At 42.0% G+C, this 20,259-nt stretch carries 21 protein-coding genes; 5 read left to right on the top strand and 16 right to left on the bottom strand.

The annotated features are described in order from the left end of the window. The first annotated feature begins 297 nt into the window (after positions 1 to 297). A complete protein-coding gene (locus V7K50_RS12395) occupies positions 298 to 2,184 on the top strand; it encodes a cation:proton antiporter (protein WP_334960380.1) in 1,887 nt (628 codons plus the stop codon). Positions 2,185 to 2,250: 66 nt separating this feature from the next. On the opposite strand, the gene V7K50_RS12390 is transcribed toward V7K50_RS12395, so the two are convergent. Together V7K50_RS12390 and V7K50_RS12385 are read right to left on the bottom strand one after the other, a co-directional pair. Further along, positions 2,251 to 2,853 (bottom strand): cytochrome b N-terminal domain-containing protein, encoded by a 603-nt coding sequence (locus tag V7K50_RS12390; RefSeq protein ID WP_334960378.1) that lies wholly within the window; start codon positions 2,851 to 2,853, stop codon positions 2,251 to 2,253. A gap of 100 nt (positions 2,854 to 2,953) precedes the next feature. After that, the gene (locus V7K50_RS12385; protein ID WP_334960377.1) at positions 2,954 to 3,649 is read right to left on the bottom strand and encodes an esterase/lipase family protein; all 696 of its coding nucleotides are present in this window, start codon (positions 3,647 to 3,649) and stop codon (positions 2,954 to 2,956) included. 662 nt (positions 3,650 to 4,311) lie between these two features. On the opposite strand from V7K50_RS12385, the gene V7K50_RS12380 reads away from it, so the two are divergent. Further along, entirely contained in the window at positions 4,312 to 5,796 is a 1,485-nt protein-coding gene (locus V7K50_RS12380) for a hypothetical protein (RefSeq protein WP_334960375.1), read from the top strand. A 142-nt stretch (positions 5,797 to 5,938) separates the two neighbouring features. Here the strand turns inward: V7K50_RS12380 and V7K50_RS12375 are convergent, their stop codons facing one another. The 7 genes from V7K50_RS12375 to V7K50_RS12345 form a co-directional block, all read right to left on the bottom strand. Next, complete coding sequence (locus V7K50_RS12375; RefSeq protein WP_334960372.1) at positions 5,939 to 6,103, bottom strand: hypothetical protein; 165 nt, start codon at positions 6,101 to 6,103, stop codon at positions 5,939 to 5,941. Between the two features lie 89 nt (positions 6,104 to 6,192). Then, a complete protein-coding gene (gene petJ / locus V7K50_RS12370; RefSeq protein WP_334960371.1) occupies positions 6,193 to 6,537 on the bottom strand; it encodes a cytochrome c6 PetJ in 345 nt (114 codons plus the stop codon). 243 nt (positions 6,538 to 6,780) lie between these two features. After that, a complete protein-coding gene (gene petE / locus V7K50_RS12365) occupies positions 6,781 to 7,200 on the bottom strand; it encodes a plastocyanin (protein WP_334960369.1) in 420 nt (139 codons plus the stop codon). 334 nt (positions 7,201 to 7,534) lie between these two features. Beyond that, positions 7,535 to 8,026: a photosystem II cytochrome c-550 gene (gene psbV / locus V7K50_RS12360; RefSeq protein WP_334960367.1), complete on the bottom strand. Its 492-nt coding sequence runs from the start codon at positions 8,024 to 8,026 to the stop codon at positions 7,535 to 7,537. Between the two features lie 131 nt (positions 8,027 to 8,157). After that, positions 8,158 to 8,373, bottom strand: a complete 216-nt coding sequence (locus tag V7K50_RS12355) for a hypothetical protein (RefSeq protein ID WP_334960365.1) — start codon at positions 8,371 to 8,373, stop codon at positions 8,158 to 8,160. A gap of 200 nt (positions 8,374 to 8,573) precedes the next feature. Next, positions 8,574 to 9,410, bottom strand: a complete 837-nt coding sequence (locus tag V7K50_RS12350; protein WP_334960364.1) for a carbohydrate ABC transporter permease — start codon at positions 9,408 to 9,410, stop codon at positions 8,574 to 8,576. Then, entirely contained in the window at positions 9,407 to 10,315 is a 909-nt protein-coding gene (locus V7K50_RS12345; protein ID WP_334960362.1) for a carbohydrate ABC transporter permease, read from the bottom strand. The genes V7K50_RS12350 and V7K50_RS12345 overlap by 4 nt, the downstream gene beginning before the upstream one ends. Positions 10,316 to 10,738: 423 nt before the next feature. On the opposite strand from V7K50_RS12345, the gene V7K50_RS12340 reads away from it, so the two are divergent. Beyond that, positions 10,739 to 13,192: an ATP-binding protein gene (locus V7K50_RS12340; RefSeq protein WP_334960361.1), complete on the top strand. Its 2,454-nt coding sequence runs from the start codon at positions 10,739 to 10,741 to the stop codon at positions 13,190 to 13,192. A gap of 414 nt (positions 13,193 to 13,606) precedes the next feature. Here V7K50_RS12340 and V7K50_RS12335 read toward each other — a convergent pair whose 3' ends face one another. The 4 genes from V7K50_RS12335 to V7K50_RS12320 form a co-directional block, all read right to left on the bottom strand. Next, the gene (locus V7K50_RS12335; protein ID WP_334960359.1) at positions 13,607 to 14,479 is read right to left on the bottom strand and encodes a proline iminopeptidase-family hydrolase; all 873 of its coding nucleotides are present in this window, start codon (positions 14,477 to 14,479) and stop codon (positions 13,607 to 13,609) included. Positions 14,480 to 14,581: 102 nt separating this feature from the next. After that, positions 14,582 to 14,806, bottom strand: coding sequence for a type II toxin-antitoxin system HicA family toxin (locus V7K50_RS12330; protein ID WP_334960357.1), 225 nt, complete (start codon positions 14,804 to 14,806; stop codon positions 14,582 to 14,584). Beyond that, positions 14,799 to 15,026, bottom strand: coding sequence for a type II toxin-antitoxin system HicB family antitoxin (locus tag V7K50_RS12325; protein ID WP_190884349.1), 228 nt, complete (start codon positions 15,024 to 15,026; stop codon positions 14,799 to 14,801). The genes V7K50_RS12330 and V7K50_RS12325 overlap by 8 nt, the downstream gene beginning before the upstream one ends. A 328-nt stretch (positions 15,027 to 15,354) precedes the next feature. Continuing rightward, complete coding sequence (locus tag V7K50_RS12320; RefSeq protein ID WP_334960354.1) at positions 15,355 to 15,576, bottom strand: addiction module protein; 222 nt, start codon at positions 15,574 to 15,576, stop codon at positions 15,355 to 15,357. A 47-nt stretch (positions 15,577 to 15,623) separates the two neighbouring features. On the opposite strand from V7K50_RS12320, the gene V7K50_RS12315 reads away from it, so the two are divergent. Beyond that, complete coding sequence (locus V7K50_RS12315) at positions 15,624 to 15,806, top strand: PIN domain-containing protein (protein ID WP_334960352.1); 183 nt, start codon at positions 15,624 to 15,626, stop codon at positions 15,804 to 15,806. A 31-nt stretch (positions 15,807 to 15,837) separates the two neighbouring features. Here the strand turns inward: V7K50_RS12315 and V7K50_RS12310 are convergent, their stop codons facing one another. Then, complete coding sequence (locus V7K50_RS12310) at positions 15,838 to 17,058, bottom strand: ABC transporter substrate-binding protein (protein ID WP_334960465.1); 1,221 nt, start codon at positions 17,056 to 17,058, stop codon at positions 15,838 to 15,840. A gap of 228 nt (positions 17,059 to 17,286) precedes the next feature. Here V7K50_RS12310 and V7K50_RS12305 point away from each other — a divergent pair, with 228 nt between their 5' ends. Continuing rightward, positions 17,287 to 18,705 (top strand): MFS transporter, encoded by a 1,419-nt coding sequence (locus tag V7K50_RS12305; protein WP_334960350.1) that lies wholly within the window; start codon positions 17,287 to 17,289, stop codon positions 18,703 to 18,705. A gap of 71 nt (positions 18,706 to 18,776) precedes the next feature. Here the strand turns inward: V7K50_RS12305 and accD are convergent, their stop codons facing one another. Together accD and V7K50_RS12295 are read right to left on the bottom strand one after the other, a co-directional pair. Further along, a complete protein-coding gene (accD, locus tag V7K50_RS12300; protein WP_334960348.1) occupies positions 18,777 to 19,727 on the bottom strand; it encodes an acetyl-CoA carboxylase, carboxyltransferase subunit beta in 951 nt (316 codons plus the stop codon). Between the two features lie 295 nt (positions 19,728 to 20,022). Next, positions 20,023 to 20,196 carry a hypothetical protein gene (locus V7K50_RS12295; protein WP_334960347.1) on the bottom strand — a complete coding sequence of 58 codons (174 nt, stop codon included), beginning with the start codon at positions 20,194 to 20,196 and terminating at the stop codon, positions 20,023 to 20,025. Between the last annotated feature and the right edge of the window lie 63 nt (positions 20,197 to 20,259).

Genomic DNA, 20,259 nt, shown 5'->3' with positions numbered 1-20,259 from the left:
AATTTTCTTGCAGTTGTCAACAGCTTTTGCAAAAAAAAGTTTGTGGCAGCTAAACTGGGTGCAGATAAAAGCTTGAAGAGGATACAAAGATATGGAGACACAAAAAGAATTCCGTAGATGCTTCTGCCAGAAGGTGGAGGGTGCGTCACGGTGTGGCGATCGCAATTTCAGGGGATACACAGATATAAAAAACGCTAAAGACAGCAAGGAACAAAGGGTATGATGTTGTACCCTGTAGATTTAATATCTACGGTTTTTTACAAAGGATTTTGAAATAAATCGCTCAAAATCTACAATATGGAAGCATCTTTTGAAATCACCATCCAGATGGCGATCGCTGTCTTTGCAGGCATTAGCGCCCAAGTGCTGGCTGCATACCTTCGCATACCCAGTATCGTCTTGTTATTGCTGTTGGGCATTTTGTTTGGCTCCGATGGCATAGGGCTATTGCATCCCCATTCCTTAGGCACTGGGCTGGAAGTTATTGTCGCCTTAGCAACGGCAATAATTTTGTTTGAAGGCGGACTTAATTTGGATCTGCGAGAGCTAGGCAGAGTTTCAGTCAGCTTGCAATTGCTTGTCACTCAAGGAACACTAATCACATTGCTTGGTGGGAGTATGGCAGCCCACTGGCTGGGGGAATTTCCCTGGAACATAGCTTTTCTCTACGCTTCCATAGTTGTGGTGACAGGGCCAACCGTCGTTGGCCCTTTGCTCAAACAAATCAATGTAGATCGGCAAGTAGCAACACTTTTGGAAGGGGAAGGGGTTTTAATTGACCCTGTAGGGGCTATCCTCGCCTTCGTTGTCCTCGATACCATTTTAAACGGCGATGCTGACCCAATTAATGCGATCGTCGGTTTACTGATGCGCCTGGGTGTTGGCGCGGCAATTGGTGGGGCTGGCGGTTATCTGATGAGTTTGATTTTCAAACGCGCCAGTTTTCTGTCATTCGAGCTAAAAAACTTAGTGGTGTTGGCGATACTTTGGAGCCTGTTTACCTTATCGCAAATGATCCGCAGCGAATCTGGAGTAATGACAACAGTAGTTGCAGGAGCTGTATTTGCTAACTCCTCAGTCCCAGAAGAACGTCTTTTGCGAAGTTTTAAGGGTCAGCTGACAATTCTCAGTGTCTCGGTGCTATTTATCTTATTAGCTGCTGACCTATCCATTGCGAGTGTGTTTGCTTTGGGTTGGGGTAGTTTATTCACTGTTTTGGTATTAATGTTTGTCGTTCGCCCGATTAATATCCTCTTGTGTACCTGGAACAGCGATCTAAACTGGCGACAGAAATTATTTTTAAGCTGGGTTGCTCCGAGAGGAATTGTTGCCGCCTCCGTCGCTTCTTTTTTTGCGATTTCCCTAACACAGCGTGGCATTAACGGTGGTGATTCCATCAAAGCTCTGGTATTCCTGACAATTATCATGACTGTTGTCTGTCAAGGGCTAACAGCTGGCTGGGTGGCTAACTGGCTACAAATCACCTCTAAAGATGCAACTGGGGCAGTGATTGTGGGTTGTAATCCCTTGAGTCTTTTGATTGCCCGGTTCTTTCAAGAACGGGGAGAAAACGTGGTGATGATTGATACTGACCCCGACTGTCTTGTGCAAGCCCAGGCGCAAAATCTACGGGTGATTGCCAGCAGTGCCTTAGATGCTGTTGTTTTGGAAGAGGCAGGACTTGCCTCTATGGGTACTTTTTTGGCGATGACAAGTAATGGCGAGGTGAATTTTGTTTTAGCTCAACGAGCAGCTGAGGAATTTAATCCGCCGCGTGTCTTAGCTGTTTTCCCCCGCGATCCCCAGTCGAGTACTTCGGTTAGTAATAAAGTTAATCAAGCTTTTATCCCAGACTTAGGGATTAAAACTTGGAATGAATATCTGAATGATGGGCGAGTCAAGCTGGGGACAACTACGCTAGATGAGTTGGAGTTTTCTAGTCAATGCGATCGCATCCAAGAGAAGATTCGGACTGGGGTGTTGATACCGCTATTGGTAGAACGAGAAGAACGCTTACAGGTAATGTCAGTTAACCAAGATTGGGAAATTGGCGATCGCATTATCTATCTATTGTATGATCCCAGACCTAGCCTTTTAAAACGCTTATCTGGTGCCACCCAATCCACTCCCCTATCGCTAGAAAAGTTACCAGAGGTTGAAGACCTATCCCTCAGCCCATTTTAGATTTTAGACTTTAGATTTTTCCTTCAATCTAAAATCCAAAATTCAAAATCTAAAATTGAATTGCTCCTAACTCCTAACTTCTAACTCCGCTTGCGATTCCTGCCAGAGTAAAGCAGACAAATGTACTATGGCAAGAATTAGTGTCGCTACGGAAATCAGATAACTGTGGATTGTGTAAAGGTGTTCAACGGTAACTGTGTTAATTGCTCCACCACCGGTTAGGATGTCGCGCAGTTGCCCACCAATGAAAGGAATAGCTTGGATGGTTCCTAGCTCAATGTTAAAACGCCAGTAACCTTCCTGAGTCCAATCTAAAATCATCGCTGTCCAATCTAGCCCGATGGCACTTAGGGTGAGCAAAATCACGCTAATCCAAGCAGCCAGCCAGCTATTGCGAAATTGCCGACCTAAAAACATCACCACAATTTGAATTAGAGCGATCGCAATTACCGCGTTACCAGCAATATTATGCGCTCTCCAAAACAGCCAACCGTATGGCAGTTGTGTATTAATCATCTTTAAGGAGTTATAAGCCCCGCCTGCTGTCGGCTCATAGTAAAAAGCAAGCAAAATTCCGGTAGAGACATAAATTAAACACAGAGTCAGAATCACGACTGATAATATCGTCGCTATTCGTCGGAAAATCTTATCGAACTGGGTGCTTTGCATAGTTCACCCCTCCTGTTCTTAACTAAGTATTTATTACTATTACGATTTTAGCTAAGAAATATTAATAAATTTTGTATTTCTCAAAGAAAAATAAAGTTTTTCAAATCAAATATTTCACCCAAGCTTTTAAGGGTTCTGGTGAACCATACCAAATCCCAGGACTTCTCGGAGAATGCATCACACCTTCAATCACCAGATTTTCTGCACCTTCTAAATGAGCAGCTTCGATGGGCGTGATTCCGTCTCCCCAAGTGTTACCCTGACCACAGGTTAATTGATAACTACTGTAAGCTAACCAACTACCAGGCCGCCTTTGGCCAAAGATAGTTTTGCCAGCCACACAAACATAACGAACGTTTTTGTAAAAAGCTCCTGGGTAATTATTGGTGACAAAATCTAGATTGAAGCGTGTCCAGCGTTCTTGGCTAATATGGGGTGTACCCAAGGTGATGAGAGTAGCAACCAGAGGATGGGCTTCCCAGAGAAATGGTTTGACATCAGGGCGTGTCAAATAAGGCTTTTCCCCCATATAGATGCGGGATATCCAACCCCCGGCTGAGTGACCGATCAAATTAACTTGAGTAGCATCATGTTGTTGCAATGTTTGCTTGATCGTGCGATCAAGTTGTTGCAGAATAGGGGTTACGGGTCTCCCTCCCAGAGTGGGAAACCAGTCACGCCGTCGCAGTGGTACTGTAACCGTGGCAAAATCTAATTCTTGTAGGGATTGTTCTAGTTGGCGATAAGCGATCGCGCCTTCTAGATATCCAGGTAAAATAACTATCGGTAAAGGCATTTTAAATTTTGGATGCGATGATTGAGGGTCTGAACTTTTTTGAGGAACAAGCAATCATGATTCAGAAGCTAGAATTGTCAATAAAACTGTACAAATTGCAACAGTTTGAGAGACTGCCGATGTGGTAGTATTTTTACATAGGGACTAGTATTGGACAAGCAACTGTGCCATCTGTTACAGAAGCGTGGTTAGCTGGAAGACAGTAGAAAAACAAGGCAACTTCAGCAGATGTTTTGATGAAATCAGACTTGTACGTTGACTTAAGCTTTATAAATCTCCCAGATATTAATTTTAATTTGTGTGCGTCATAAAAATAAAAAATCAAAGGTAGTAATTTTTCAAATATCTCTTTAGCAAGCTCAAATTTTGAAGATATGATACAGCGTCATTGATTAAAGAAGAAGTCAGAATCAAAGAGTAGGGAATTTAAACCCCTTGATTCATCCACTAGTGGTAGAGAATACCCAACTGAATTCTGACTCCTGACTCCTGAATTGTGTTTGTTATAAAACTTGAATAAATGGCGATTTTGGCATTTTGATTGCCAACAGAGGAAGTTATTATTTCCTTAGAGGAACCCATCTCTTTCAGGATATTGGAATATAGTCGGAAAGAGAAAATCGGTAGTCAACTGTAACTGAGTCGAGTGAACGATAATAGCTATGTCTTACGTCTCCCTGCTGAAAAATATACCAGATATCTTAAGCCAGCCAATTGGGATAGCAGCTATAGCTTCCCTTGGTATCCACGGTGCGATCGCCATGATTGTGCCATTGATGCCTATGGACTCTAACAAACCCAAAGAAACAGCATCATCTAAACCAGTCGGACTTTTGGAATTGAGCCAAGCCGACCAAAACCGTTTGCCGCAAACCACACCCCAAATTGGCTTACAACAATTCCCCCCAGTCGCGCCACTTTCTGCTCCGAATTTTAGCGCCCAAGGTGGATTATCGCCATTAGCACCCCCACCATCCAGTCAGCTAGTACTGCCTCCGCTACCCGCATCGTCGAATAACTATCAGGTCTCCTCCTTACCTACAAGGCAGTCTTTGCGGATGATTCCTAGTGATAATTTGCGATTTGATGCCTCTAAATTTGACAGTTCTAAATTTAATAACACCCCCAAATTCTCTCCATCAGTTCCTCGTGTGAATAACATTGCCACCAATTATGAGCCACCTAAGCCTCTGACTCTAAATAGGTTGCCAGAATTGCAGCCGCAGAAAATATCTAATGATCTTCTGCAAAATGTCCAATCTCAAAACTTATCTGACACTAGTCCCATTACAACCACTAGCCCCATTACAACAGCACAGGGAAATATAAGTTCACAAATAATGACGCAACCGGCTAATGATGCGTCTAGAATTTCTCAAAACTCACTGATAAACTCTCTAAAACAAGCTCCCAGGAGTGGAAATACTTTAATCGGAACGAGGGGAACCACGCCCCAGACAGGCGATTTATCAGCGAAGAGAACTCAAGTGGCGATCGCCCAACTAGACTCCTACGCAAAGCTGAGAAAAGAAGTTCAGCAAGAATACCCCAACGCTGAACAAAAACCAGTCATCCGGCAAATATTATCTACGGATAAGCCGAATCTTCAAGGTGCTGTTTTGGGTGTATTAGTGGTAGATCCTGATGGTAAAGTCTTAGATATCAAGTTTCAAGACAAGTTACTTTCCCCAGAATTGCAATTAAAAGCAAGGGAATACTTCAATAAGCAATCCCCCAAGGGAGATAAACAGATTAGTTCCTATCCATTTAACCTACATTTCCAAAACAACACTAGCAATACCACTGGGACTAATCAAGAGCAAAATCCCTCTGCATTAGCTACACCAGGAATCAATAACAATCAGCTTATCCCCTCACCAGCAGCTACTTCTAAGCCATTAGCTGCACCGGGAATCAATAACAACCAGCTTATCCCCTCACCAGCAGCTACTTCTAAGCCATTATCTGAACTGCCAATCATAAATAACCAGTTCACACCTTCATCGTCACCCACTACTTCCGAACCGTTATTACTACCGAGAGTCAATAATACTCAGTCTACGCCCTCTGTTGGATCGGAGCAAAAATTAGTAGAACGATTACGCCAAGTGAAGGAAAACAGAAAAAAATCTAATCCAGACAAATAATCACTCGGTGGTGATTTTGGATTAAGAAACAAGCTCAAAGCGATGAATGATAAAAATTGTAAATTTATCATTCATCTTGGAAATATCGTTTTTAGGTGAATTCTAGGAATAAAATTAACATAGCCGTTGGTTTCGACTTCGCTCAACCAACTGAGTGGTCGAGAGTTGAGCGTACCCCTGCGGGGAAGCAAGCTACGCGTGGCGTCTCCAAGAGTTGTCGAAACTCGTCAACATGGGTATTTTTTTCATCAGAAATCGCCTTAGCAGTTGACGAACTGGCGATCGCTAGTTCGTCATATATATACATATAGTTAACTAATTAGGGCGGGCAAGACTTCGGCGTGAGCGCTCAGTCGAACGCTGCCCACCCCACAAGAAGTAGATGGTATCGCTAATTTACCAGCCTTGTTCTGCATTCTGAAAAACGTAAGCAGCTATCTCCAGAATCTCCTCAGCACTTAACTTGGCTTTAAAGGCAGGCATCGCATTTTTACCATTTTGCACTTGGTGGATAATCGCCTCAATTGAATCGCGATCGTAATTTTCTAGGTACTTTGACAATGCTTCCTTTTTCAAAGTTTTCTGGATAATCAGGATGTTACCGCCACCTATATGGCAAGAAGCACAGTTAGCCTCGAAAATTTTAGCACCGTTGGATGTTTCGGCAGCTAGTGCTGGACTAATGAATGTGAATTTGAATAGAGCGATCGCCGACAGTAGAATTAATAAAAGTATTCTCAACAGAATTTCCTCGCAACAAGCCTCCAGCAAGAGTATAAACGCGATTAATCACTGAGTAAGTCAAATTTGATCAAAATTGGCGGTAACGAGTTCACCCCTCCATCGCCACAGGTTATTTAGCGTCTTAGGGGAGGATAGGACTCGTTACCGCCATTATGGATTTTGTGCGTCACTCTAGGAGTGTGGCGTGTTGCGATGAGTTAATTTAACTGAGTAATCATCTTGTATCAAAGGCTGGTGTTTCTAGCCTTGGACAGTGATTGTACCAACCATGCCAGCCCCACGGTGAGGTTCGCAGTAGAAGGTATAGTCACCAGCAGGTGCATCTGCTGGAAAGGTGGTTGTTTCCTTTTTACCAGGACTCATAAGAAGTTGCTTATGAGACAGAGATTTTGCTAAATCCTTGTCCTTGCTGGGGTTTTTGGCAGCATCAAACACAACATTATGGGGAGGAACTTTGTTGTTCACCCATTCAATTGTGTCACCTGGTTTAATGGTCAACTTTTTCGGTTCAAATGCCAGCATTCCTTTATCACTACCCAATTTCACCTGGTAGGTTTCAGCAGAAGCGCTGGGAGTAAAAACAGCAAAGCTGCTAACAACTAAAAGGATTGTCAACACAGCTAAACCAAGGCGTCGCCAGCTTGCCGAAATCAATTTCATGGCTGTCTCCTAACAAATAATTTTTTTCTCTTTCTCATTTTAAATAAAATAAACGCCAAATATGACAGATTGTCATAGATCAATTTTTTTTTTAAGAATGGGGAGCAATTTATTGCAAAAAGCTGTGTAATTAGTGGGGAATAGGGAATGGGGAATAGGGACTGAATTCTTCCCAATGCCCAATACTTCGGCTTCGCTCAGTACAAGTGCCCAATACAACTCTTGGAGAGGCTGCGCCAACGACTTCGCGGTAGTTGAGCGTAGCCGAAGTGTCGAAACTCAGTACAAGTGCCCAATGCCCTATTCCCTATTCCCAATGATTCAGTTCCGGGATTTAGTAATAGATTTTTCCGCCTCCCCACTTAGTGCCAACGATTTTGGGTTGTAAGAGAACATGACCAGCGATCGCTTCCAAGTCATCATCCGTCAGATTTCGCATTACTGTGAAAATATCTGCACTTTTGATACTGGGGTGTATTTCAGAAATCTCTTCTTCCCCGTCGTAAGTAGTCGGATTTTTCAGGTAATCCACCAAGCCTTCAACATTGTTACGGTTGGGTGTTGCCAGTGCCAGATCCTCTGGAGTGAGTCCCACGTTCTGGTTTGTCTTGGTAACTCCACCAGCATGACATTGGGCGCAAGCGTTATTAAATAAGCGTTTGCCTTCTTTGACTTGTTTAAGGCTGAGTACGACGGTATCACCTTGAGTATTTAATGGCACTGTTCGGGTAGCTTTGTCCAGTTCCACTGCTGTCGCGTTACCGACAATCAACTGAAACGAGAGTAAAACAGTAGCCACAACAACGCCAATTAGTTTTCTAAACATGTTTCCCCTTAAAAATTTTGACGCTCAACACAGCTAAGAACGCGATTCTCAATCTCCAAGCTGCTAATTGCTAATGACTCATTGTTTTTTGTCATTAGCTATCAGTGATTAGCCAAAGCCGAGATAACCCTTTAGGTGACTTCGTGATCACCCACCGAGTCGCTAGTACCTTTTGGGCGTATTTCACACGATATTTGGGAAATAATTGCCTTTGCATCTTCTAACGCCAAACGGGTCTTTTGGTGTTTGTAGGCGATTCCCAGTTGGTTGCACAGAGAAAACACTTCTTCTACAGGAATGCTGTAGTCGGCTGCTATCTCTGCGATTGATAGGTCTGCAAAACCCATAATGCTTGTTAACTGATAGATAGAGATTGAGTCGCTGTAATACCAATATCACGTTAGGAGTGCAATTTGTTGCCCAAAATACTGTTTTGGGATCGGGAGGGGGCAGGGAGCAGGGGGCAGGGGGCAGGGGAAGCAGGGGAAGCAGGGGAAGCAGGGGAAGAATTTTTAACTCTTGACTAATGACTAATGACTAATGACTATTAACCTTTTCCTCCGGTGAAGGTAACGCTTTGAATAAAGTAACGATTAAAAAAGGCGTAAATACCTAAAGCTGGCAGGGTGAAGACCATAGAAGCCGCCATAATGTAGTTCCAATAGCTGATGTATTGACCTTTGAAGGTGTTCAGCCCCAAAGGTAGGGTAAACATTTCTGGGTCAAATAGGATAACTATAGGCAGTAAAAAATTATTCCAACTCCCCATGAACACAAAAACTGCCTGTGCTGCTAGTGCTGGTTTTGCTAAAGGTAAAACAATATATCGGAAAATTCCCAAGGTATTTAAGCCATCTAGTTGAGCGGCTTCTTCTAGTTCTTTAGGAAAATTAACAAAAAACTGCCGCATCATAAAGATAAAAGTGGCATTGACCATGCTAGGGACAATCATGCCTTGGTAAGAATTCAGCCAGCCGATGGCTTTCAAAATCAAAAATGTGGGAATTAAGGTGATTTGTGCTGGTATTGCTAATACGGTCAAAATTAGGAAGAACCAAAAGCGTTTACCAACAAAGCGCAGTCTTGCCAAGGCATAACCAGCCATTGAGTTTAACAACAAGTTTAAAAGAGTAACGCTGATGGCGATCGCTACACTGTTAAACAACCAGCGCCAAAATAGGGGTTCTTGGAGAAAGATTTGCTTGTAGTTATCGAGAGTAAAATTCTTGGGAAGAAAGTTGGGTTCACCACTGACAATCTCTGATAGCGGCTTAAATGATGCTGACAGTGCCCAGAGAAAGGGTATTAGGGTAATGATCGCATAGAGTGTCAGCAAGACGTATAACAGGGCTTTGAGCCAGGATAAGCCAGAGATTTTAGTCAAATGCGTTCGCCTCCGAAAAGTCGTCGCTGAATCAAAGTGATGGCAATGATCACTGCTGCTAACAAAAATGCGATCGCAGCTGCATATCCCATTTGTAAATTCCGAAACACAGCTTGGTAAATTAGCAGCACCACAGTTAACGTAGCGTTGTTTGGCCCGCCAGTACCGCCAGAAAAGATGTAAGACTGGTCAAAAAGTTGAAAAGTCCCAATCACCCCTACTGCTACCACAAAGAAGGTTACAGGCTTCAGCAAGGGGAGAGTAATATAAATAAATTGCTGCCATCCGTTTGCCCCATCAAGTTGGGTCGCCTCATAAAGTGTTTGGGGGATATCTTGCAACGCCGCCAGATAAATCACCATAAAAAACGGCGCAGTTGACCAAATGTTCATGATCATAATGCCTTTGAGCGCAACTGCCGGATCGCCCAACCAGTTATAAGTCGGTAGCCCGACAAAAGCGAGAAAATCGTTTAGTAGCCCATCAGTGTTATAAATCCACATAAAGATCAGCGTCAGCACTGCCGAAGAAGTGACTGTGGGCAAAAAATAGAGGATGCGCCACCAGTTTTTACCGCGAATCCCAGAATTCAGAGTTACCGCCAGAATTAAAGCCAAGATAGTTTGAGTTGGCACAACAATGGCTACATATTCGGCTGTGTTTCTCAAAGCAATCCAAACCCTTTCATCTTCAGCCAATCGCGTGAAGTTCCGAAAACCGATGAACTCGTACTCAATACCACCAAGGAGTTGAACTTTTTGCAATGAAAGAAAAACGGCGTAGAGAATGGGTAAGACTACAAAAGTTCCCAAAACTAGAATAGTGGGCATCATGAACATATACCCAGCCAAGTTTTCGCTGATATTCCACCTGGCGTTACTCCGCCGCCTGTTGATTTCAAACACTACTGAACCTCCATCTAATCTCGCACTAGGGCGTGTTTTCAAACTGCTCGTTTAGCCTCCTAACTTTTTAGATCCCCCTAAATCCCCCTTAAAAAGGGGGACTTTAAGAGACTCTTTGCCCCCCTTTTTAAGGGGAGCCACTGCGGTCTTGGGGTTTCCCCAAGTGGAGCAAGTGGCGTGGGTTGGGGGGATCTAAGACTTTGAAAACACGCCCTAACCCGGCTGTAGCGATCGGTAGTGCATGATTATTTATCGTACTCCTCTAAAAAAATATTGAACCTCATTAAATCAGTCTCTATCTTGGGAAAGCATCGAGTCAAAAGACATCGCTTGTGTGAGTTAGCTGGATATCTGATTTAGGGAACTATATATTTAGCTTCCTTGGGGATGCTAATTAAACCAACTCAACCAATAGTACACAAAATGTCATATACAGCCTACTTACGTTCGATTAAAAGTGAACTTCAGAGAACTGGTAAAACTCAAAAAAGCCTACGGGTAAAAACTATCATAGAACAGTTTGGCTACCAGCGTAGAAGTCAATCATTCATAAATGATTTTAATAATGCTCTTGATGAATTGGGGCTTTGTACAAATCCTCAGTTGGATTTACATATTCCATTAGAGACAAAAATAGCTATTTCTATTAAAGGTGTAGAACCAAAAAATCAAGTTGCTGAATCTCAATCAATTTCAGCCAAGCTAAAAGAGGCAATTTCAGTCAAACATGATTTTTTCTACTACTTATTTGATTTTGGCTCTGAACAAGAATATGAACGATTCCAAGCGTGTTTAGATTCTCACCAGCCAGTAGGTATTTTTTTGATTCCACAAGTAGAAGATTTCTTTTGTGATATTGTTGTCAAAATATTTAATTATGAATTAATTAGAAAATATCAGTATGGAGGTTATAATAGTATACCCAAAGCTGCTGCTAGGAAAATTCCGACAAGTATTGCCTCAGACTCAGATCAAGATTGTAAGGATGAACAAGAAAATCCTATCTCTGATGCTGGTATTTTTCAGTTTTATCGCTCAACTATGACTAGCATTATACTTGGCAATACTGGTTTAGAGTTGCTTGATTCTGAAAAATTCGATCAGCAGTTTGAACAGATATCTCTATATGCGAATAAATATAATTCTGAACAGTTCTTTATTTTATTTCATTGTCCATCGGTATTAGAGATCCAAGCTCATCAGCAAGAAGATGCTTTAGGATATTTGGTAGATAGAGTTGCCAGTAAAATTCCTTTTACTTTTACTCTCAGGTGTAAATATCCAAATCAAGCCTCTATTGAACAGAAAGAGGAAATATACGCGCATTTTCGTCTACTGCTGGAACTTCCATATTACGAAATAGAGGAAGATGATGCATCTTTGCAAAATTACTTTCTTGAATTACAAAAAGCTCAAATACAGGCTGAATCTCAGTTATTATTGAAGATGAAAGCTGAACACTTTTATGCTCTAAAGTGGCAGCAGGAAAGTAAAGAATATCTCTATCTCAAATATTTTGCTATTAAAACGTTAGAAAGTCTAGGATATGGATTGTCTAATATCGGCTGTGGAGTTGAGTTGACTTCTAGAGATGAGGAAACAATAGATGAAGATACATCAGATTATGATGGAGAGTACCAAAGTGAAATCATAGAAGTCTATGTAAAAAATCAGGTAGTAGTTGAGATAGAAACTCTCAAATATCAAGAATTTCAGGATAATAATCTCTTTTTAGATTCAATTAAAAGAGTTTTGAGAAAATCAAAAGTATGGCCGAATCAGCTGGAAAGTCTTTGGTTGGTAATTCCCGGTTTTGAAATTGCACGCAACTATTACCAACTGAAAAAAGCTAAGGAAATATTAGAATATAAGTTTTCTGGATATTATGGCGATCGCTTCCAGGTTATAATCATGGCTCCTGATTATGAAAAACACCAATTAGTCCCAGTATCATTTGACTCTATCGACTATCCATCTTTTGAGTATGTGGCTCAAAAACCTAGTTTAGTACAAGCATATCCAATTACTAACCGCATTAAGGAAGTTAAGCTTGACTTTAGCCAAGTCAAAGGGCTAAATGAAGAAAAAGAAAAACTAACTAGACTCCTGAAGTTGCAATCTAAAGGATACAATAGTTCAATTGGTGGAATTCTCTTCTATGGCTTACCGGGATGTGGTAAAACTCTCTTAGCAAATGCCTTTGCTAATGAGTCTGGAAGATATTTCTTTAAGTTCTCTCCTGCTGATATTGTCAGTGTTTGGATAGGGCAAAGTCAAAAAAATATTCGAGATATCTTTGCTCAAGCTAAGAAAAAATCTCCTTCACTTTTATTTATTGATGAGTTAGACAGTATTGGGTTTAATCGGAATGAAGACAATGCACACACAGACCAAAAGGCAACCATCAACCAATTACTCATAGAACTAAATAATCTTCAAAATAGTGATGTAATTGTCATTGCTGCTACTAATTATTTGAGTGGTATTGATAGCGCTTTGAAACGTTCTGGTAGATTGGATTGGAAGATTCCTATTTTCCCACCGTCTCAAGTAGAAAGAACAGATTTATTCAAACACTACCTGTCTAAAATTGATATAAATCAGCTAATTATTTTTGAAGTTTTGGCGGATAAAAGTACGAGATTTACTTCATCAGATATTGAGTTGGTTTGTCGGGAAGTTAGAAATGCTATTCTTCTAGAAGAAATTAGTTCGGATTTAACAACTTCAGATGTGATGACTTACATCAATAATCTGCAAGATGGCGGGTTAAGTCTTAACGAAGAACAAGTCAAGGAATTTTTGGAAGAGTGTAAGAGAATGAGTGTGAAGAATCCTAAGTTAGAAACTCTGAAATTAGAATGGGGATTGTATTAGCAATAGGCTAAGGGACTTCCAAAAAATAAATTATTTAAATAAACGAACCACAGAGGCACAGAGAACACAGAGGAATAAGGAGGAGAGAGTTTTTGAGTATTTTTTTATTTGGAAGTCCCTAAGAAAAATGGCGACGGCACTTTTTGGCAGTGTTGTATAACTTTAGGAATATACAATATTTTAATCTTCGTAAACTGCTACTAAGAAGTATAGGATTAGTAGCGATCGCCTAAATTTAAACTTGTTAGGACTTATGCAAAATATCTCTCAAACTCCTATTTCTCCGTGTCCTCTGCGCCTCTGTGGTTCGTTATCCCATTACTCTTGCATAAGTCCTACTTGTCTATTTTCGTTTTTTCCACAGCGTTATTTTATCTTTCCTCCCACTCCGCAAATTTTATCGCTAGCTAAAAATCAATTAGCATGACCTTCGACACGATTTAAAAATTCACCCAAGACTTGCAAGAATCTTTCTGTCTCTTCCAGATGAGGCATGTGTGAACTGTTTTCAAATAGTACCCACTCTGAGCGAGAAATACCCTTGTGAACTGTTTCAACACAAGTGGGCGTAACCTCATCGTAGCGACCTGAAAGCAACAGTGTAGGCACAACAATTTCACTGAGGTGGTCTTCAATATTCCAGTCGATGATTTTGCCAGCACCCCGAAATTCTGTACCAACTTTACTGTAGGCTGTAGTTAAGCTGCTAGGCCAAGGGTCTATTCGGCAAAGAAAAGAATGATTGAATACCTCCATTGCCTGTTTGTATTCGGGATCTTGAGTAGTACCATCTGCTTCGTGCTTACGAATGACCTCTTGTACTTCGATTGGTAGTTCATTCATTAGGCGATAAGCTTCAGTTACAAATTGTCGAATGCTAGAAGGCGTGCTAGCTAGAGCGAGACTAACTAACCCAGTAGGTTGAGAAAGGGCGTGTTCTAGCGCTAAACAACCACCCCATGATTGCCCAAAAAGATGAATTTGATCTAAATTTAAGGCGCTGCGGACGGCGAAGAGTTCTTCTTTGAACAAATCTATGGAATATAAAGCGGGGTCTGTGGGGCGATCGCTATTTCCACACCCTAATTGATCGTAAAATATAACTCGCCTTCCCGTTGTAGCCATTGCTGACAAAGGTTCTAAGTAGTCGTGGGGTACTCCTGGTCCCCCGTGAAGACACAGCAACGGTAGCTTGTCAGAATCTTCTTGGTCTGGTTTGACAATGCGATACCATACCTGATGACCACGGAATGAGATAAAACCTTCAATGACAGAGGTTGTAGTCATGGAGTGTGTGTTTTACTGCTGTAACAAATATACTTAATTACGCGATCGCCTTATTAACTAGCGATCGCTTTTTATCGTGGATGATTTTATTAAACTTTCGGCTTAATTAACCTCAAATAAAGCACGAGCTAATCCTGATTGGCGAATAATAGAGCGCAACGTACCAACGCGTAATTCTTCGTAGTTAGGGATAGGAACAGTAATTGTTGAATCTTCAGTTTGCATCTGCATAATAATATGACTACCACGCTGACGCACTTGTACAAAACCATTCTGTTCTAAAATGCGACACACTTCCCCGGCAGAAAGAACACGTAGTTTACCCAATACTCACCTCTAGGTGTGTCACAAAAACTTCAGTGTGCATCCGTTCCTCGATTTCCGAAGGATCTGCTACTTCAAAAAAGAGTTGCAATGCTTCAATCAGATTATTCCGTGCTTCTTCAATCGTGTCTCCTTGGCTAGCGATATCGAATTCGGGACACAGCGATACATAGCCGTCTCCTTCCCGTTCAATAATCCCAGTAAGTTGTTTTGTTTGCTTCATTATGTATCTTTTTCTAGATTTTTTAGAGCGAAGATTGCGAACATTTATTTTACCCACTGCTTGAAAAGCTTTGTGGTAATGCCAGATATTCACCCAGCTTTTGTGTGATGTTCTAACTAAAAAAGGTAGTTTTGGAGCGATCGGCAGACTTTCAAATATTTCTATCCTGCCATTGTTTCTGACTTTTCACGCTATGTGGAAAAACAAACGCGAAACCTAACCCCCCAGCCCCCTTCCCTACCAGGGAATGGGGAGAATTCAAAGCCTCTCTCCTGCAAGGAGAGAGGAATGGAAGTGGGGTCTTCTGGGCTAATAATTAACTGATAAATCATTGAGAAAAACCCAGTCTTTGCTTAACCTCTTTCCAGGTTGAACCCTGGTTTAGGTTTTGACGATGTGTTTCTAAACGTCTATCTAATTCTTGTTTTTGCTCTTCGCTCAGAGTTACTGCATTAGTGTCAGTCAGAATGCTATCCCATAAATCCTCTGCAAGTTGTATTCGTTCGGATACGCTTAATTGGGAAATATCAACGTTTAATAGGGGATGCATAGTTATTTGCTATTGTTGACTAACATCTACAATTTTAAGTTAATTTTTTGCTACCTCTAGGTGTGTCACAAAAACTTCAGATTGTACCCATTGATGAAAATATTTGGATAGAAAGTGTCAATTTAGAATGGGATCATCGAGATCCGGTAGATCGAATTGCGGTTACACTAGCCAGAAGTAATCAAGCTGCAATAATTACAGCCGATAAAGAGATCGCAAATTTCTACTAAAAAGTGATTTGGTAGAGGTAAGAAAGATTGCTTACTCCATCGCCTTAATCTGCTGATTTGCATCATTCTGCCCTCGCGCGATCGCCTGCTTTAATGATTGTTGTCCCAATAAAGCGCTGACAAACTGGTTATCAAAGTTATTGACGATCGCACTTGCATACTGACCTACCTGCCACGGTGTAGCATAATCCACTCCTGCCACTAATGGCGATCGCAACGGATCTTGGTCATAGCCCAAATTCTTGGCCACTGATTTCCGTGTTGGCAAAGCAAACCCTGTTCCTGTCCACTTCTGCATCCCTTCTTTACCCGTGAGATAAGAAATCAACTCCCAAGCTTCGGCTTTGTGTTGTGCTTGTTTATTCATCACGTAGGCAACGGTAAAGACCATCGTACCTTTTTTGTCATTAATAGTAGGCACTTGTGCGGTAGCAAACTCTACTTGAGGAAAGGTTTCAGTTAGATAGGGAATTGCCCAGTTACCCTCAATCACCATTGCCACTTTACTCTGACCAAACATTTCACTACCTGAGTTTGTCCCCACATCCGACTTTTGGGCAGAGGAGCGGTCTTTTTGATACTGGTCTACTACCAACTCTAAACCCTGTAAACCTGCTGCACTCGCAAAGCTAGCATAACCATTTTGATCAACAACTTGTCCACCAAAGGCTTTAATTTTATAAGCCTGACGCGCCAATTCGGGAATTTCCCCAAAGCCGTATTTGTTAAGTTTGCTTGTCAATTGTTTCGAGTAGTTACGTAATTCCTCCCAAGTCGCTGGCGGATTACTCAAGCCGGCGGCGGCGAAGGCTTTTTTGTTATAAAACAGAGCCAGGGTGGAATAGTCTTTGGGAAGACCATAAATCTGGTTGTGATATTTAAAGCTGTCGAGTAGGTTATCCTCAAAGTCTGCTAGGTCAAATTTGGGGGTGATGTAAGCATTTAATGGTTCTAGAAGATTTTGACTCATCAAAAAAGGAGCTTCCAGCGCATCCAGATAAAAGACATCAGGCGCGGCTTCTCCAACCAAACGGGTTTTAATTACATCCATATATTGGTCGGAGATTACTTCATATTTGACCTTAATAGTTGGATGTTGTGCCTCAAAGTCTTGAAGAACTTGTCTCAAGAGTTTTTGCTCAATCGGGGAGCCTCCCCAACCACTGAGTTTAATGGTGACTGCCGTAGATGCTAAGGGTTTGCTTGGTAATTGTAGACTTTGACAAGCAATAATAGCGATCGCGATCGCCATCACCAATCCCAAAAAATTAAATAATCCTTTATTGTTCACAAACAAATAATATTCTCTTTCCTCGCTTATACCTTGTGTTCTGAAGGAGTGATCTTTTACTTATTTAAAATTTTTGTTGAAAATTGCAAGCTAAAATAACGAAAAAATTATCAGCAACGCTTATGAAAGCATACTGAGTTCCTTTGCAACTGGATTTATCCCAGGATACTTTACCCATAAACATAGATTATGGATTCTGTTCAGGTTGAAACAACTGCGCCACTGACTGTAGAAATTGCCCAGATTGCCTCACCATCAACAGCAATCTCTCCCAACTCTCGAATTCCCAAGGATAGTATTCGTACTAGTTTAAAAGCTTCCACTGCGGATTCTGTCTTAGCATCGGTTTATTCTCTTGGAACTGGCGGGATTTTACTCAGCAATTTATTGGTGGAATTGGGTGCTAGTCCAGTGGTATTTGGGATGCTGTCTTCTATCCCCATGTTAGTCAATCTCATTCAGCCGTTGGGTGCTTACTTGTCTGAACGTAGTACCAGCCGTTTTCAATATTCGCTTCGGACACACGGAATTGGTCGGCTGCTATGGCTGGTTTTAGTAATCGGTATTGTAGGGGTAAGCCTGGGAGCGATTAATACTCAGCAGTTAGTGATCTTGACACTCTTGATTGTTCTATTCAGCAATCTTTTGGGAGGACTAGGAACAGCATCGTGGCTAAGTTGGGTGGCAATGATAGTTCCCCGGCGATTACGAGGCAGGTATTTTGGCATACGTAATAGTGCCGCTAACCTCACCAATTTGGTTTGCGTACCAATTGCGGGTCTAGCTGTATCACATTGGTATGGTGGAACTCTGCAAGGCTATGGGGTGGTTCTCTTGGTAAGCATTGTGTTTGGGATTGTGGGATTGGGGTGTCAATATTTCCAGGTGGATATGAATCCGCAATCGCAAAATACTTATGATGGCAAGCTACCACAAACAAGTGAGATTCAGCCAGAGGTTGCAAAAGATGAATCTGAAGTACTTCAAGCAATTCATCCGCCACAAGACCAGTTAACTAACAGCATCTGGAAAAACTCTAACTTTTTGATATTTCTGCTGTATTTCAGCTTCTGGAATCTTGCTGTTAACCTCAGCAGTCCTTTTTTTAACCTCTATATGCTGGACACGCTGGATTTGGATGTGAGTTATGTGACTATCTACAATAGCCTTCAGGCAGGGGCAACTTTGCTAATGCTTATTCTGTGGGGAAAATTAGCAGACAAGATAGGCAATCGTCCCATCCTCATCTGTGTTGGGGTTTTAGTTGCAGTTACACCATTACTGTGGGTGGGGATTGGTGCTAATCGCCTTGACATCTGGTTGTGGCTACCTCTATTACACATCTTGGCTGGAGGTACTTGGGCGGCCATTGACTTGTGCAGCAACAATATACAATTGGCGATCGCACCAATTAAAAATCAGTCTATCTATTTTGCGATCGCAGCTGCCGTTGCTGGAGCAAGTGGTGCCTTGGGCACAACTATAGGCAGCTTTCTCCTCCAATTTGCTCAGTTTGGAGGCTTACTGGGTTTGTTCGCCCTCTCTAGTCTATTCAGATTAGTAGCCCTTGTTCCACTCATGTTTCTCCAAGAGCCAGGGAGAGGATGAGGGGGAGAAATAAATAGTAGTTGACTACCTCATCTCTCCCTGCTCCCCCTACTCCCTCATCTCCCCCTGCTCTATTCTGCGGCGGTAGAAGTCAAGGACATTGTTTCCCATAACACCATGTGAGGTGTTGTTAATACAGGCTGGTGTAGGGCAATCAGTTGGGCTAGGGTGTTCTTTAATTGGGTACGGGGTACTATATCATCAACAAAACCGTGCAGGAGCAAATCTTCAGCAGTCTGAAAATTTTCGGGCAGTTTTTCCCGTAGGGTTTGTTCGATCACTCGCCGACCGGCAAAACCAATGGTTGCTTTGGGTTCTGCCAAAATGATATCGCCCAACATGGCAAAACTAGCGGTAACGCCGCCCGTTGTGGGGTTTGTCAAAATGGGAATATATAATAGTCGCGCGTCTTTATGGCGCTGGAGGGCTGCGGAGATTTTCGCCATCTGCATCAGCGAGAGCATTCCTTCTTGCATTCTCGCGCCACCGGATGTGCAGACGATAATTACAGGATACCGCCGTTGAGTGGCTTGCTCAATCATGCGGGTGAGTTTTTCTCCCACAACGGAACCCATGCTACCACCCATGAAGCGGAAGTCCATAACTCCAAGGGCAACAGGCAAACCATTGAGTTGACCCAAACCAGTGTTAACGGCGTCTATTAAGCCAATTTTCTCTTGTGTTTCTCGTAGGCGATCGCTGTAGAGTTTGCGATCGCGAAATTCTAGGGGATCGGTTGGACGCAAATGCTCGTCCATCGGTTTCCAGGTATTATGATCTATCAATTGACGGATGCGCTCATCACTGTCTACCCGATTGTGATGACCACATTCGACACAAACCATCTGATTGGCTTTCAAGTCTTTTGTATATGCCAATACGCCACACTTAGAACATTTGTGCCAAAGACCATCAGCAATTTCACGCTCTTGGCGATCAAGGCTAGTAGATCCTGATTTCCGTCGATTTGCAAACCAATCAAATAGAGACTTTAAACCGCGTGATTCTTCGTTGTTAGCCATTTTTTATTTTATTTTAAGTGGGCATGAGGTCGAAAACATATCAAACCGTATTGGGTTGTCATTAGTCATTTGTCTTTATTAATGACCCTTCGGGTGATGGCTAACGCCAGTTACTCATGGGGACACCCCCTTGGCGGTAGCCTCTCCCTTTGGGAGAAGACCGTACTAGCTCACTAATGACAACATCGTTAAACTACGTTTTTAAGCAATTCAGACCTTAATTTTCATCTGTGGTTGCCAGCTTAACGAAAATACTTATGCCAATACAAGTCTCTTGCTCTTTTTTTCAGCAGACTTAATTATATGGACGTACTGACAAAGCCATGAGAATACCAACCTCCAAATAAGATGCTCTCGCCCTCCCACCCAAATCAATTATTCGTATTGCTAGATTCTGAGCAATCAGCATCTTTTGCACTAGTTGTACTTGCCAACGGTTAATCGTCGTTAAGAGGGTAATACAAGTCACAAGCTGAATATTATCAAAATGTGAAGGGCAGATGGGGTAATGCTGGTTACAGTCACGAATTAT

Source organism: Nostoc sp., from assembly GCF_036917135.1.
GTDB lineage: Bacteria > Cyanobacteriota > Cyanobacteriia > Cyanobacteriales > Nostocaceae > Nostoc.
The sequence above is the reverse complement of the archived record's forward strand: the minus strand, read 5'-3'. Positions and strand labels throughout refer to the sequence as shown.